12 protein-coding genes and 3 pseudogenes are annotated in these 15,826 nt (G+C 35.4%); 11 read left to right on the top strand and 4 right to left on the bottom strand.

The features are described from left to right. Positions 1–466 (bottom strand): annotated as a pseudogene (locus GW534_RS02965) (IS4 family transposase); the annotation flags it as partial. 177 nt (positions 467–643) lie between these two features. On the opposite strand from GW534_RS02965, the gene GW534_RS02960 reads away from it, so the two are divergent. From GW534_RS02960 to GW534_RS02950, 3 genes are all read left to right on the top strand, one after another. Continuing rightward, positions 644–1,327: a uracil-DNA glycosylase gene (locus tag GW534_RS02960; protein ID WP_161919567.1), complete on the top strand. Its 684-nt coding sequence runs from the start codon at positions 644–646 to the stop codon at positions 1,325–1,327. Between the two features lie 669 nt (positions 1,328–1,996). Continuing rightward, positions 1,997–2,503: a DoxX family protein gene (locus tag GW534_RS02955; RefSeq protein WP_407670435.1), complete on the top strand. Its 507-nt coding sequence runs from the start codon at positions 1,997–1,999 to the stop codon at positions 2,501–2,503. Positions 2,504–3,002: 499 nt separating this feature from the next. After that, positions 3,003–3,608 (top strand): class I SAM-dependent methyltransferase, encoded by a 606-nt coding sequence (locus tag GW534_RS02950; protein ID WP_161919566.1) that lies wholly within the window; start codon positions 3,003–3,005, stop codon positions 3,606–3,608. Positions 3,609–3,660: 52 nt separating this feature from the next. Here the strand turns inward: GW534_RS02950 and GW534_RS02945 are convergent, their stop codons facing one another. Further along, positions 3,661–3,852: a hypothetical protein gene (locus GW534_RS02945; protein ID WP_161919565.1), complete on the bottom strand. Its 192-nt coding sequence runs from the start codon at positions 3,850–3,852 to the stop codon at positions 3,661–3,663. Between the two features lie 244 nt (positions 3,853–4,096). Here GW534_RS02945 and GW534_RS02940 point away from each other — a divergent pair. The 8 genes and pseudogenes from GW534_RS02940 to GW534_RS02905 all read left to right on the top strand — a co-directional run. Next, a pseudogene (locus tag GW534_RS02940) lies at positions 4,097–4,750 on the top strand (iron-containing alcohol dehydrogenase); the annotation flags it as partial. A gap of 4 nt (positions 4,751–4,754) precedes the next feature. Then, positions 4,755–5,168: pseudogene (locus GW534_RS02935) on the top strand (aldehyde dehydrogenase family protein); the annotation flags it as partial. 517 nt (positions 5,169–5,685) lie between these two features. After that, positions 5,686–8,508 (top strand): 2-oxoglutarate dehydrogenase E1 component, encoded by a 2,823-nt coding sequence (locus GW534_RS02930; RefSeq protein ID WP_161919563.1) that lies wholly within the window; start codon positions 5,686–5,688, stop codon positions 8,506–8,508. 205 nt (positions 8,509–8,713) lie between these two features. Next, positions 8,714–9,949, top strand: a complete 1,236-nt coding sequence (gene odhB / locus GW534_RS02925) for a 2-oxoglutarate dehydrogenase complex dihydrolipoyllysine-residue succinyltransferase (protein ID WP_161919562.1) — start codon at positions 8,714–8,716, stop codon at positions 9,947–9,949. Positions 9,950–10,503: 554 nt separating this feature from the next. After that, positions 10,504–10,728: a hypothetical protein gene (locus GW534_RS02920; RefSeq protein ID WP_161919561.1), complete on the top strand. Its 225-nt coding sequence runs from the start codon at positions 10,504–10,506 to the stop codon at positions 10,726–10,728. Next, positions 10,728–11,243, top strand: a complete 516-nt coding sequence (locus GW534_RS02915) for an ABC-2 transporter permease (protein WP_161919560.1) — start codon at positions 10,728–10,730, stop codon at positions 11,241–11,243. Before GW534_RS02920 ends, GW534_RS02915 begins: the two co-directional genes overlap by 1 nt. Positions 11,244–11,502: 259 nt before the next feature. After that, on the top strand, positions 11,503–12,462 hold the full coding sequence (locus GW534_RS02910) for an ABC transporter ATP-binding protein (RefSeq protein WP_161919559.1): 960 nt from the start codon (positions 11,503–11,505) through the stop codon (positions 12,460–12,462). After that, positions 12,455–13,687, top strand: coding sequence for an ABC transporter permease (locus tag GW534_RS02905; protein ID WP_161919558.1), 1,233 nt, complete (start codon positions 12,455–12,457; stop codon positions 13,685–13,687). The genes GW534_RS02910 and GW534_RS02905 overlap by 8 nt, the downstream gene beginning before the upstream one ends. Positions 13,688–13,729: 42 nt before the next feature. Here the strand turns inward: GW534_RS02905 and tagU are convergent, their stop codons facing one another. Both tagU and GW534_RS02895 read right to left on the bottom strand, forming a co-directional pair. After that, entirely contained in the window at positions 13,730–14,674 is a 945-nt protein-coding gene (gene tagU / locus GW534_RS02900; protein ID WP_161919557.1) for a polyisoprenyl-teichoic acid--peptidoglycan teichoic acid transferase TagU, read from the bottom strand. A gap of 275 nt (positions 14,675–14,949) precedes the next feature. After that, the gene (locus tag GW534_RS02895) at positions 14,950–15,825 is read right to left on the bottom strand and encodes an HD-GYP domain-containing protein (RefSeq protein ID WP_161919556.1); all 876 of its coding nucleotides are present in this window, start codon (positions 15,823–15,825) and stop codon (positions 14,950–14,952) included. Position 15,826: the final 1 nt, after the last annotated feature.

The following is a 15,826-nucleotide window of genomic DNA, read 5'->3' as shown; positions in this document are numbered from 1 at the left end:
ATTGATACAATTCATACTCTAGTTGAATTTTAACTCCTGATTCATTAGCTCCTTTATATTCATCATAATAAGCTGGTAATTGAAACGAAGTCGAATCTAAAATTCGAATCCGATTGAAAACTCTTTTTTCTGTAATTGGCATGGCCAATTGTTTTGAAAAAAGTGATTCAAATACTTTCTTCAAAAACTTAACTGCCTGTGGATTAAATCGTTGGTTAAGTCCTTCAGCTGTCAGTTTCAAGTCAAATGTAGCACAAAGTTGTGCACACAACTGAACTAGACTTTTCTTCCCAATCGATTCACCTAAACATGAACAGAGTAAAAGAAAATGTTCAGGTTTTAATTTTGTTTTTCTTTTCATAAATCCAGTTTCTACAGCCCAATATTCTAATTGTTCTATCGAGAAAGTACGAAGCACTTCCTTAAATAATAATTGTAATTCTTTATCTGATACTGTTGGTGCCAAAAAAATACTCCTCTCAGTTAGTTAGTACCGAGAGAAGTATATCCAAAAAATGGTATTTTTTCATTTAAAATGCTTAACTTGATGGCTATGGGGACGGGTCCCTTGTACCAATTTCGAATCACTAAAATAATAAATTAATTAGATAAAATCATCTTAGTATGTGAAGGATGAAGATGTATGACGACGAAGCAAATTTTAAAAAATGACTGGGCTAAAGTTTTACAAGAAGAGTTTACGAAACCATACTATATGCAGTTACGCGAGTTTTTAAAATATGAATATAGTAATTTCACAGTGTACCCAGATATGTACGATATTTTTAATGCGCTCCATTATACGTCCTTTTCTGATGTGAAAGTGGTAATCCTTGGACAAGACCCGTATCATGGACCAAACCAAGCCCATGGCTTAAGTTTTTCTGTTAAACCTGGTGTGCCTCACCCACCGTCATTACGTAATATTTTTCAAGAATTGCAGAATGATTTAGGTTACCCGATTCCAAAGTCCGGGTCTTTAGTTCCTTGGACTCGGCAAGGTGTATTATTGTTGAACACCGTTTTAACGGTTCGCGCAGGACAGGCCCACTCTCATAAAGGAAAGGGATGGGAAATTTTTACCGACCGGGTGATTGAAAGTTTGAATGAAAAGCCAGATCCTGTTGTGTATATTTTGTGGGGGAGTGCAGCCCAAAGTAAGCAGAAACTTATTGATACAACAAAACATTATATTGTTAAGTCACCACACCCAAGTCCACTGTCAGCACATCGCGGCTTTTTTGGCAGCAAACCATTTTCTAAAACAAATGCATACTTACGAATGATTGGCAAGACTGAAATTGATTGGGCATTGCCTGTTGATTAATTTGTATTGTTTCTCGCGCGGAAAATCGGGTAGATCGTACGGAAGATTAGTTTTTTAGAAATGAAAATCGGGTAAATAGCACAAAACTTTGGATTTCCGTACAGAAATTAAGGAGATCGCACGGAATTTAGGTATTTCACAGATTGAATTAATTATGAAAAATAGTAATCTATAAGTTTGGGGCCATAAAGAAGGTCCCATATTTTTTTATCGTATTGGAAAATACTGAACATATTCGTATTGTTTGTATTCGACCAGGATTGAGGGGGTGGTACTTCATAACATCTGACGGTTTTGCAGTACGGACCCATTATTGTGATCCAAATGAAGAAATTGTAGCAGATGCAAGAATCTTGTGGAAATACTATTTGAACAATTTGTGAAGTGTATTGCAAACTATGTGATTCTACTGTATATTCAAAGTGTAGAAAGGAAGTGAAACACTTCACATAATATCAGTGAAGAAAATCACACCTACTACACACTATGCTGGTAGCTTAAAAATTTTTATAACCATTTGTGAATAATTTCACAAACAAAGTAGCACTCATTCTTTTCGTCTAATATTTTTATTCTATCATGTGAATAATTTCACAATGTTAATGTGCTTAGTTTTAACAATTTAAATCTATTATGTGAAAAACTCACAAATTAAAAAGGAGAGATTGAATGATGAAAAACTTCTTAAAAGGTCCGATCATGGCGGTTGTTTGGACAGTTTTACGAGTGTGGTTAGGTATCCAATGGTTAGAAGCTGGTTTTCATAAAATTACAGGCGGTTTTGATGCAAGTGGATTTCTACAAGGCGCATTAGCAAAAGCAGGTGGCGAACACCCAGCCGTTGCAACTTGGTATGCAAACTTTATCGAGGGATTTGCCCTTCCAAACGTAGACATTTTTAACTTCTTAATTCCTTGGGGTGAATTTCTAGTAGGACTTGGATTAATTGTCGGTTTAGCAACAATCCCTGCTTTAATCGCAGGTGCATTCATGAACTTAAACTTCTTACTAGCTGGTACAGTAAGCACAAACCCAACGCTTTACACAGTAGCCGTCATCCTATTATTTGCAGGCACTGCAGCTTACTATTACGGACTTGATCGATTTGCAATACCATATATCAAAAACATCATGAAACGTAAAAACGTAGACAGAGCGGTGAAAACAGCAGCTTAATTCCCTTTTCAATATAAGTGTTTCTCATACGTGAGAGGCATTTTTTTTTTGAGCAAAATATCCTTTGAAAGTCAAACTTATTATCGTAAACTAGGGTTAATGTCCAAAAAAGATAAGAGTTATCTTCTATAAAGATAAATTATTTATTTGATTTCTGAAACAAAATTCGTGGAAACTACACACAATTTAGCACAGAAATTGGGTAAATCGCACACGATTTTAGATTTTCGCACAAAAAATGGAGAAATCGCACAAATTTTAAAGTTTTTCGCACAAAAATAGGCAAATTTTTTGTAAATTACCTCGAATTATTAAAAAATATATAGGTGAATATCGAAATTTTGCTCAATAGAAGGAAAAATTCACATAAAAAATGGACAAATCACTCGTTAAAATGACTGGTTTGCTTACAATATATATAAAAAAGGCACCAGAAAGGTTTAATAACGAGTATCTATGTCACAACTGTATACCATTGGAAAAGAAGGGGAGAGGTACGTTGGATGAGAAATATTACGATGCTATGTTAAATGTTTTGACGAGGGAAGATCGAGTCATTAATCCTTTTTTTCAATATTATCCGTATGAACCAACTCCTTATGCGGTACTAAAACAATTAAGTGATACATACCCACTCACCCCAGAAGATCGGCTCGTTGATTTTGGATGTGGCAAAGGTAGGACGCTTTTTTACCTTAATTATATGTTTGGATGTAATGTTTGCGGTGTTGAAATGAATGAAAAACTGCATAAAGATGCAGAAAACAACCGGAAACGGTATATAAAACGCCATCCTCATGCAGCTGAAAAAATTGAAATTTTACCGATTTTAGCAGAAAAATACGAAGTAAATCAAAAGGATAATAAATTTTACTTTTTCCATCCTTTTTCAGTCACAGTTTTTAAAAAAGTTATAACGAACATTATGCAATCCCTTGAACATCATCCACGTCAAGCAGATATTATCGTATATTATCCAACAGAGGAATATTTATGTTATTTGGATCATAAGACCGATTTTCGTTTAAACAGTGGTATGCTTATTCACGGTGCCTATGAAAAAAATAAACAGGAACAAATTTTAATTTATCGATATGATAGATGATTGATTATTAGGTAAAAGAGGAATGGGGCCATCTACCGATTATTAAATTGCTTTATTCCTCCACGTTTTTCTTATGAAATGATTTTTCCATTGCTCGTCTTACTCTCTCCTTAGGTACCCAACAGTTAAACTTATACTTCGGGTTCGTGTCATAACCAAGCCTCGTACACTTTGTATTAATTCCTTCTTCTGTTTTTTCAATTCCAAAATGTATACATGTCGCACAACAATGGTAATCCTTCATCGTTTCATCCTTCCTAATCTATGGTCTTTATCCTTTATTAATAGAATAATATAACTCCCCAAATTGTTTAAATAGTTGATTTAGCTAAAGTCTAATCTGTCTTCATACAGAATAACCACTTAAAAAATTCCAGTAATATTTGTCCAATTTTTTAATTATATATTACAGAAAGAAATTTCATATGACTTGGTAAACATGTACCAAAGACGAACAGACTAAAGGGGTGGTCAATATTACAAAGCACATGTTATTAACGCCAGGAAAAATTCTTTATGGTCGTCAATCTTTTTATAACATTGGAAAAGAAGCAAGGAAACAAGGAAAGAAGGCATTCATTATCTCAGATAAAGTGATGGAAGGATTGGGATATGTTGCCGAATGTGTTCAACGTTTACAAGAAGAAAATGTAAAATGTGTCATCTATTTAGGCGTGGAAACAGAGCCGACAGATGTTTATGTCCGTGAAGCTTTAGAAATGTTTCAAAAGGAAAATTGTGATTTCGTCATCTCACTTGGTGGCGGTTCTTGTATAGATACAGCAAAAGCGGTCGCAGTTTTAGCAACAAATAATGGTTACATAGGTGATTTCCGAGGAGGAGGAAAAATTGCCAGTCATAAACCTGTTCCTCATATTGCGATCCCAACCACTGCGGGTACAGGATCTGAAGCGACTGATGCTACCGTGATTACAAATACGGAAAATGACGTAAAAATGATGATGAAGCAACCGGCCTTTATGCCCAATGTGGCCATTGTTGACCCAATGTTAACGTTAAGTGCACCGAAGTCAGTTACTGCGGCTACTGGAGTTGATGCCTTAAGTCATGCGATTGAAGCATATATCTCAAGGAAGGCTCATCCAATGACAGATATGTTGGCCCTTTCCGCTATGAAGTTAAGATGCGCAGTTAATTCGTGATGGAAGAAAGGATGAAGCCTACTATAAAGAAGGCTACTTTATTGGTCCGACAATATTCGATTATGTAAAACCGGATATGACGATTTGGAAGGAAGAAATTTTTGCCCCGGTTTTATCGATTATCCGTGTAGACACATTAGAAGAAGCGGTCAACTTAGCCAATAAATCAGATTTTGGAAATGGGGCCTGTCTTTTCACCCAAGATGGCAGTAATGTCCGATATTTTAGAGAACATATTGAGTCAGGTATGCTTGGTATTAATATTAGTGTTCCAGCACCAATGGCCTTTTTCCCATTCTCTGGTTGGAAAAATTCCTTTTACGGAGATCTCCATGCCAATGGAAAAGACGGTGTGGAATTTTATACGAGAAGAAAAATGGTCACTGCTAGATGGTAGTATAACCACTTTAATACAAATCACTCTGGCGAATTTTGTCTAGAGTGATTTTTTTAAAAAAAGTATGTGACAAAGTGAACAAACGTAAATAAAATTTATATATTTTTACATAATTTTTTTATTTATTTCTTAGTAAAAACCAATTATAATAATTTGGTTAAATTCATCAAACTTTGTAAATGTATAATCATAGAAATTCGTGAAGAAGTTTGCTAAAATTTAAATAACAATATAATTTTTTGAAAAAAATTCACAAAATATCCATTTCTATTTTGTACTACTAATATTGTTAATAAAAAGTACACAAAACACTAGAAATTTTCACTAAACTGTAATAGTATATTGTCAGCGGAAACTAAAACAATTATACGAGTTTGTGAAATAACGTCACAGGATTCTTGGCTATGTCAAAAATATTCTAAGATAATGAAAATCGCTTTTGAATCCGCTTACCAATTGGTAAAATTAAAGGTGTAATTGTTTATCAAATAATTATGAACAGGGATGTGGGTAAAAAATGAATAATGCGAATCCATGGCAGTTTGTTCATGGACCGAACTTGGGCTACTTGATCGAGCAGTACGAATTATACTTGGCAAATCCTGAACAAGTTGATGAAAGTTTAAGAGCATTGTTTGCTTATTGGGGTGAGCCATTCGTTGAAGAGCAAGGTCAAGTAACGGGGGGCACAGAGCAAGCTGTATCACCATCAGTTATTATTAACAAATTGAATAAGCTTGCAAAAACGTTACAGTATGTACAAAACATTCGAAAATACGGTCATTTACAGGCCGAAATTAATCCGCTAGAAAAACAATCTGAAAATGAATTGCTTTCATTAAACTACTACGGTTTATCAGAAGCTGATGTACGCGAACTCCCAGTTGAGGTCGTTGTTCCGGAGCTTGCTGGTAAATTCACAAATAGTTTAGCTGCAATTCAATATTTAAAGCAAGTGTACACAAGTACAATTGGGTATGAAGTCGAACATGTACCTCTTGAAGAACAACAGTGGTTACATGAAAAAATAGAAAATGAATATGGTCAAAAACAACTATCAAACTCTCGAAAAGAAGAGTTGTTAAAAGAATTATATGCCGCAGAAGGATTTGAACAATTTGTTCACCGCATGTACGTTGGTCAAAAACGTTTCTCTGTTGAGGGGTTAGAATCGTTAGTACCGGCAATTAATGAACTTGTAAATCAATCTGCAGAACAGGATGTTGAAAGAGTCGTAATTGGTATGGCCCACAGAGGTCGCCTTAATGTGCTCGCTCACGTATTAGGTAAACCATACGAAGCTTTACTATCCGAATTCCAAGGTACAAAATGGGAAATTAACGATCCAGATTATCATGAAACTAATGGTCATACATTAGATGTAAAATATCACTTAGGTGCTACAAGAAATCGTAAAGTTAATGGAAAAAATGTAAGAGTATCTTTAGCTAACAACCCAAGCCACTTAGAGTTTGTTAATGCAGTCGTTGAAGGGGTAGCTCGTGCAGTACAAGACGATCGAACAAATTCTGGTGCACCTGTACAAGATGTAAATAAATCATTACCTGTTGTTGTACATGGTGACTCTGCCTTTAGTGGTCAAGGAATTGTGTACGAAGTGTTAAACTTCTCACAAACAGAAGCTTACTACACAGGTGGAACCGTTCATATTATTGCGAATAACAATATCGGTTTTACAACCGAATCAGATGAAACGAGATCTACTCGTTATTCAAGTGATTCCGCAAAAGGATATGAAGTACCAATTTTCCATGTGAATGCTGATGATCCTGAAGCTGTGCTAAAAGTAATGCAATTAGCTTTTGAATATCGTCAAACATTCCATAAAGATGTGGTTGTTGATTTAATTGGTTATCGCCGTCTTGGTCATAACGAAACGGATGAACCAATTCCAACTAACCCTATTATGTACAACAAGATTAAAAGTCATCCTACAATTACAACTGTATATAGTGAAAAACTACTTAACGAAAATGCTTTAACACAGGAAAAAGTTAAAGAAATTGAAACGGCAACATTAAATCGCTTGAAAGAAGCACATGACGCAATTGATAAAGAAGTAAAAGACGTTCCAACAATTGCAGAACTACAAGAAAATATACCGAATGACTTCCCGAAAGTGGATACAACAGTTGATAAAGCAACACTGACACAGATTCATGAAGAATTATTAACGTGGCCAGAAGGATTCAACGTCTTTAAGAAACTTGAACGAATCTTAAATCGCCGCAATGCTGCGTTTGATGGTTCTGGAAAAGTAGATTGGGGTCACGCAGAAGCTTTAGCTTTCGGAGCGATTTTACATGATGGCACACCAATTCGTATAACGGGTGAAGATTCAGAACGTGGTACATTCTCACACCGACATGTTGCTTTACGGGATGTTGAAACAGGTGCAAAATATATCCCATTGCAACATTTAAGCAATGCGAAAGCAAGTTTTGCAATTCACAATAGTACATTATCTGAAGCTGGTGTACTGGGTTTTGAATATGGTTATAGTATTGAAGCACAAGATACTTTAGTTTTATGGGAAGCACAATTTGGTGACTTTGCCAACGGTGCACAAGTTCTTATTGACCAGTTTATTTCAGCTGGCCGTGCAAAATGGGGAGAGAAATCCGGACTTGTGTTGTTACTGCCACACGGCTATGAAGGACAAGGCCCAGAGCATTCCAGTGCACGTTTAGAACGTTTCTTGCAATTAGCAGCTGAAAATAATATGACCGTTGCAAACTTATCAACATCAGCGCAATATTTCCATATTTTAAGACGTCAGGCAAAGCTTTTAGGTACGGATGAAATACGTCCATTGATCATTATGTCACCGAAGAGTTTATTACGTAACCAAGAAGCAAGCTCTTTTATTGAAGAGTTTACGAATGGAGAATTCCAATCCATTATTGAACAACCAGGTCTTGGAACAGAGCCTAATAAAGTTGAACGCGTAGTCTTTTCAACAGGTCGTTTAGCAATTGAATTAGCAGAAAACTTGAAGGAACCGGAAAACTTCCCATGGCTTGATGTCGTGCGTGTTGAAGAATTATATCCATTCCCGAAAGCTGACATTAGTAATCTATTAAGCAAATATAAAAACTTAAAAGAAATTGTTTGGGCTCAAGATGAACCACAAAACATGGGTGCATGGAGTTATATTGCTCCAAGATTACAAGAATTAGCTCCTGAAGGGGTTAAAGTTTGTTATGTGGGTCGACCTGCGATGGCAAGTCCTTCAGAAGGTAATGGTCGAACTCATAAGAAAGAACAAGAACGTATTGTTACGACAGCTATAACACAAAAAGCAATTGTTAATGCGTAAGAATATCGGATGAGATTTCTAAGTTGGTAGGAAGGCTTGGGGAAAGGGTCCCCTCCCTTCTTTTGAAAAACTAAGGAAGTAATTGTTATAGGTGTGGGGTCCCGCCTCCTTCCAATGTTGAGAATGCTCTCCGGTTTCAACATATTAATTAATAACAATGACAAAAATGGGATTAATTAAAAACAAAAAGGGATGTGTAGAAATTATGGCAGAGGTTAAAGTTCCAGAGTTGGCAGAATCTATTACGGAAGGTACGGTTGCGAACTGGTTAAAACAACCAGGTGATGCGGTAGCAAAAGGTGAAGCAATCGTTGAATTAGAAACAGATAAAGTAAACGTTGATATTATTTCTGATTATGATGGGGTTTTAAAAGAAACATTAGCTGAAGAGGGAGACATAGTTAATGTTGGGGATACCATTGCGATTGTAGAAGAAGGAGCAACTGCAACAAGCAGTCCTGCAGAAAGCGCACCAGAAGCAGCTCCAGCTAAAGAAGAAGTAGCAGCGGCACCAGCTCAACAAGCAGCGCCTGCACAACCAGCTGCAGAAAGTAAACCGGCAAATAGTGGCGTAATTGCAACACCAGCTGCTCGTAAACTTGCTAGAGAAAAAGGAATTGACTTAAGCCAAGTTTCAACAGTTGATCCGTTAGGACGTGTAACAAAACAAGACGTTATGACATTCACAACACAAAAACCAGCACCAGCTCCAGTAGTTACAGCACCAGTTGAAGATGATCGTGTTGAAGTTGTGAAGTTATCAAGACGTCGTCAAGCAATTGCGAAAAACTTGAAGAACGTTCAAAATACAGCTGCAATGCTTACAACATTCAATGAAGTTGATTTAACTGCTGTTATGGAACTTCGTAAGAAGAGAAAAGATCGTTTCTTTGAAAAACATGACGTAAAACTTGGATTTATGTCATTCTTTACAAAAGCAGCTGTAGCGGCATTGAAGGAAATACCACACTTAAACTCTGAACTTCGCGGTGACGAGTTATTAGTGAAAAAATATTACAATATCGGTGTAGCTGTATCTACAGATAGTGGTCTAGTTGTTCCAGTTGTTCGCGATGCTGACCGTAAAAACTTCGCTGAAATCGAAAGAGACATTGCTGACTTAGCGAAAAAAGCTAGAGATAACAAATTATCATTAGCTGATATGCAAGATGGTACATTCACAATTACAAATGGTGGTGTATTCGGTTCTCTTGCATCCACACCAATCTTAAACGGACCGCAAGCAGGTATTTTAGGTATGCACTCTATCCAATACCGTCCAGTTGCTGTGGAAAACAATACGAAGATTGAAATTCGTCCAATGATGTACATTGCTTTATCTTACGACCACCGTATCGTTGATGGTAAAGAAGCAGTTACATTCCTAGTACGTATTAAAGAATTACTAGAAGATCCAGAACAATTTTTATTAGAAGTTTAATATAGAGGTTATCGGCTTTTAATTGGGTCGAGGGGATAAATGTAAATCCCTTCGGCCCATTTTTTTGTGCCTGTGTTCTCTGGTTTAATGGTTTAATGAGCGATTTTTCATGTTTTATGAGCGAAGTGGTCAATTTTTTGAGCGATTTGATTAAATCTATGAGCGACTTTTTTGATTAATGAGCGATTTGCTATTTTAAGAGCGAATTAATCCCTGTTATGAGCGGTTTTTATTGTCCTATGAGCGAAATTATTTTGAGAAAAGATGATTTTATAGGTTATGAGCGAAAACCGTCACTTAATGAGCGACTTTCCCTATCTAATGAGCGAATATTTCCACTGAATACAGTAAATTTTACCTTATGATTAAATTCCTTAATCCTATAAGCCAAAAAACTCATTATTTCCCCTTCTTACATTACTCATTTGTTATAAGTAGTAAACAAGTTAATTAAAAATGAAACACCGAACCCGTCCCCCTGTACACAAGACCTTGACCAAATTGCAGACAACATCGTCTTTATTTACGATGGAAAATTGCAATTTCAAAAAACGATGGATGAAATAAGACATAATTTTTACCTCATAAAAGGTCCTGCGGACGAGCTGGATACGGACTTAAAACATTTGTTAAAAGGTTACAAACAAACAACTCGCAACTTTTCCGGTCTATACGAAGGTGACTTGTCCATTTTTGCTGGACTAGAAGATGAATTTATTATTGAAAAGGCGACGCTGGAAGACATTATGTATTACATGACACGAAAGGAGCGAGCGTAATGAAAGCTTTATTGAAAAGAGAAATTTTATTAAATCAAAGTTTTCTCTGGGTTGTATTATTGATGCTCCCGTTTAGTTATGTCATCAATGTCGGCGGCGTACCAGTCGTAGTTGGAGTTATGGTCGGCTTTATCTCTGGATTATTTTATTATGATGAAAAGTCAAGCATGGATAAATTTGTTGTTAGTCTCCCTTTTACAAGGAAAGAAGTAATTAATGCAAAATATGTTTTTGCCATTTTATTTATGTTCTTCATCTTTGTCTATGTGTTATTCGTTGATAAAGCAGCACATTATTTCCTAGATTATTTGCACCATGAGCCGTTTACCATTTCATCATGGTTTATGTTTTACTTAATATCATTAATTGTAATGGCGTTCCTTTTTCCTTTTTATATTAAATTCAGCTTTATGTTCGCTTTTATTTTTCAAATATTTGCTATGATGCTCGGACCGGTAGCTCTTTCAGCCTTTGTATATTGGTTAACAAAAAAACAAGTCTTTGGAATTATATAGAAGACTACGTTCAAAATATATTATTAATGCTTGAAAAAAATCCGATTCCGATTTTGCTTGCAGTTGCTATAGTTACGATGGTTATATCCTGGTTAATATCGCAGCGGATTTTCTATAAAAAAGATTTAAGCTAATTTAGGAGATAATTGTAAAAATATGTAAGTTTAAAGTAAAAATGAAACTTAAGGCTCTTTAAACCGTAAACACTATTGTTATAATGAGAGCAGTCTATAAAAGAAGCTTGGAAGGAGTGCGAATTATGAATGTTTTACTAAGTGTGGAAGGACTTGAGAAATCCTTTAAAGATAAAAAAGTTCTTCATGGAATTTCGTTTGAAGTGCATAGCGGTGAGATTATGGCGATTCTTGGACCGAATGGTGCCGGAAAGTCAACAACGATCCGTAATATTATGGGAATTATGATGCCGGATGCAGGTGAAGTTACTTTCCATAATCATCAAGGAAAAGGTATACCTCGTAATAAAATTGGCTATTTACCAGAAGAACGGGGTCTTTATAAAAACGTAAAAGTGATGGATATTTTGCTTTATCTAGCTGATTTAAAAGATTATCCATTGAAAAAAGCGAAGGAACGTGCCCTTGAGTATTTAGAAAAATTCGATCTAAAGGGTAAAGAAAATGTGAATATGGAAGAGCTATCAAAAGGGATGGCACAAAAAGTACAATTTATTTCGTCCATATTACATGAACCGGAACTACTCATTCTTGATGAACCGTTTTCTGGACTAGATCCGGTCAGTCAAGAAGTTTTAAAAGAAGAAATTCGTAACCTTGCTAAAAAGGGTACTGCGATTTTACTATCTTCTCACCAAATGAACCTTGTAGAAGAAATGTGTGACCGAGTGTTTATGATTCAACGGGGGCATAAAGTAATTTACGGTTCATTAGAAGAAGTGAAAAGAGAGTATGCAAACTTTAAATGTACGATTCATGGTAAAAATGATGTTTCACTACTGGAAAGAATTCCAGAAGTGGTACGCGTTGAACAAAAGGATGACATTTCTATCATTTACTTAACGAAGGATGTCGAAGCACCGAAATGGTTAAAAACATTACCGGATGACATTGTAATTAATGAATTAACGTTAGATCGGGTTTCACTTCATGAAATCTTTATCGATATTGCGACAGATAAAAATTTATTAAAAGAGAGTGAACGTCAAACATTTGAAGAAGAGGTAGGTGGAGAAAATGCGTAATTCGTTAAAAGTTGCGAAGTGGGAAATTAAACGAAATTTGAAGAATAAAACGTTCCTTATTAGTTTATTCGTAACCCCGCTTCTAATCGTTTTATTTGGATTTTTAGGAACGCTTTTTGGTGACGATCATTCTGAGGATGCAACTGTTTATGTGAATGATGAATTAGGCTTATTTGCGAGTATGGAAGCGATAGTTGAGCAGGCTGAACTCGACTTAGAATTGAAATCAACAGATGTGACAGAGGCAGATGTGGAAGCTGAATTAGAAGATAGTGAGAATACGGCCTATATGTTTGTTAATGAAACAGCACTAACTGAAGGAATTATCCCAGTTTATGCAAGCGATGACTTTTCAAATGAAGGGCAGTTGCAATTATTAACACAGCCTGTAAAAGGACTGCAACTTCAAGAGCTCGGTTTAACACAAGAGCAGATGGCAGCAATTGCACAAAATATTATTATTGAAGTTCAGTCATTAGATGATTTACAAGATAATGGAGCGTCTGAGGAAGAGTTATTGGCTGGAGAAGATCCGAATATGCAACGGGTTGTTCCAGGGATCTTCGCGGGAATTTTATTACTTTCCATCATTTTCACCGGTATGATGATTTTCCAAAGTGCATCCCAAGAGAAGAAGGATAAAATTGCAGAAATTATTTTATCTTCCGTTACACCGAATGAATTGATGCAAGGTAAAATCATTGGGTATTTCGTGTTATCTATGATCCAAGCGTTCGTAATCCTTGCCTTTGCATTAGGATTTGCATTGTATAAGTTAGATGATATTCCAATCATTGAATACTTGTTGCAACCAGAATTACTATTATTCCTACTAATTGCAGTATTAGGTTACTTATTATTTGCTTCACTGTATGTTGGACTTGGTGCTACAATGTCTGATATATCAACGGCTGGTAACTTCCAGTCAATGATTATGATGATTCCGTTTATTTCATTCTTCTTTATCGGACCAGTTTTCGCAGATCCGACAAGTACGTTAGCGAAGGTTTTAACATATATTCCGTTTACGTCACCGACGATTTTATTAGCGCGTCTTATTCGAATGGATGAATGGGTTTGGATGGAAATCGGAATTTCGTTAGTTGTTCTAGTTGTTTCAATTTGGGTTATGATGAAATTAGCAGGAAAAATCTTCAAAGTTGGTATGTTAATGTACGGTAAAAACGCAACACCAGGTGAAATCATCAAGTGGTTACGTGCGTAATAAAAGAAGGTCGCTAAAATTTAGCGACCTTTTTAAAATCCATTAATTTATTTCTAAATGTTCTTTTAACATATTTTGAAGAGCTAACTTTTCATCTTCAGGGACAATATAATAATAGATACCGTTAATTCTCTTTCCAGTACCATTGATTGTGTGTTGGTTTATCGATTTCGCTGCGTTACGATAATTCGCTTGTATTGCAACCATCTGATCAAAAGTTAAATTTGTTTTAACATTTTCAGATAGAGCTTCAAAAATTGGTCCGTAATTTACTAAAGTCTCTAAACTAGCTCCTTCTTTAATTACTGCTTCAATGATTTGACGTTGACGGATTTGACGTCCGAAGTCTCCACGAGAATCACCTTTCCTCATCCGGGAAAAGGCTAGTGCTTCTTCACCGTTTAATGTGATTTTTCCTTTAGGAAATGTATGACCATCGTAAGAGAAGTTGAGGTCATTGTTAACCGTTACTCCACCAACAGCATCAACGATTTCTTTAAACCCTTCCATATTCACTTGAACAAAATAGTCGATTGGTATATCTAAAAAGTTTTCTACCGTATTCATGGACATTTCTACGCCACCGAAAGCATAGGCGTGGTTAATTTTATCTTCTGTTCCTCTACCAACAATTTCTGTTCGAGTATCACGTGGAATACTAACCATTTCAATTGATTCTTTTTTCGGATTCACGGTCATTACGATAATTGTATCAGATCTCCCTCGGTCCCCAGCACGTTGATCAACCCCAAGTAGTAATACTGAGAATGGGTCTTTCTTCTTAAATTCAATTTCTTTATCCCGCTTTTCAGAAATTTGACCGCCACGAGGATCTTCATGCATATTGGCTACAGTGTCTGTTAAAGATTTATACAACATAAATAAGTAGCCTGCAACGAGTAAAAATATAACCGATAATGTAATTAACGTAATTTTCAGCCATTTCCTCTTTTTTGGCTTACTTTTTCGCTCACTTCTACTTCTCAATATTTTTCCCTCCAAAGTTTATATCCATACTGATTAAACGTTAAAGCGTTTTCTAATAAAATAAAAAATCCAGTCATAAGACATAATACCGTAAAATGCAACAAAATAAAACAGTTTGCTAACTTTTTTAATATAAAAAATGCTAATTGTAGTTAAATTTCAAAGAGTTAAAAATATAATATTACACTACCTACATTTACGATATTTAATATAAAAAATGTGCATTTGTTACTCATAAATTAAGAGATGACGAACGAAGTCAGCCCTCAAAAACTTTATTTTTGCTTTTTTAAGCATCTTGAAATGAACTTATAGAAACTTTCAATTAAGAATTGAGCATAGGACTCTCTATCTTTCATTAATAAGTCTAATGCGTCTTTAAAAGAAATTGCCTCTCGATACGGTCTTTCTTGGGTCAATGCGGAAAATACATCAACAATCATTGTTGCACAAACCATAATATGTAAATTTTTAGGATAAGGCTTCGGGTAGCCCGTATTATTTAAACGGACGTGATGATAGTTTGCCATCTCACAAATGACGTTAGAAAACCCTAAGTTTTTTAAAATGTTCGCTCCGTCTTCCGGATGCTTCATAATGATATGTAATTCTTCATCCGTTAATTTTCCGTTTTTCCAAAGAATTTCCCTCGGTACTTTAATTTTTCCAATATCATGCAATAAAAAGCCGACACAATCTTCTTTACGATAATCGACATTCACTCGTTTCATCCATAATGAACCGAGAATAAACGTGTCTATAGAATGCCTTAAACTATAAAAATCCCATTTATTTGTTGCGGAAAGTAAATTTACGATCGTTTCATTTTTTAACAATTCATCAAAAAACTTTGCTACAGAAAGGATTTCTTCTTCGTTTTCAAATAAATAATAATATCGGTTATTTTGGTTATTGTGAATAATAAAGTCAAAGAAGTATTGCTGTATATGGCTAATATTTGTAGCCCGGTTAACCGTCGTTAAAAATGGAGATGTTTTTACTTTAACCCATTGTAGTCCTAAATTTTGAATTAATAAGATTTGCATAATTTTTAGTGGGGTATCTCTTTTGATGATCACTTCGTTATTAAAAATGATGTCTTCAGCTAATATATCTCCGAGGGTTAACCATTTTACGCTTTTCGTATACATT

This window comes from Pallidibacillus pasinlerensis, assembly GCF_009996845.1.
Lineage (GTDB): Bacteria > Bacillota > Bacilli > Bacillales > Caldibacillaceae > Pallidibacillus > Pallidibacillus pasinlerensis.
This window is presented reverse-complemented; position numbering and strand designations above follow the sequence as displayed.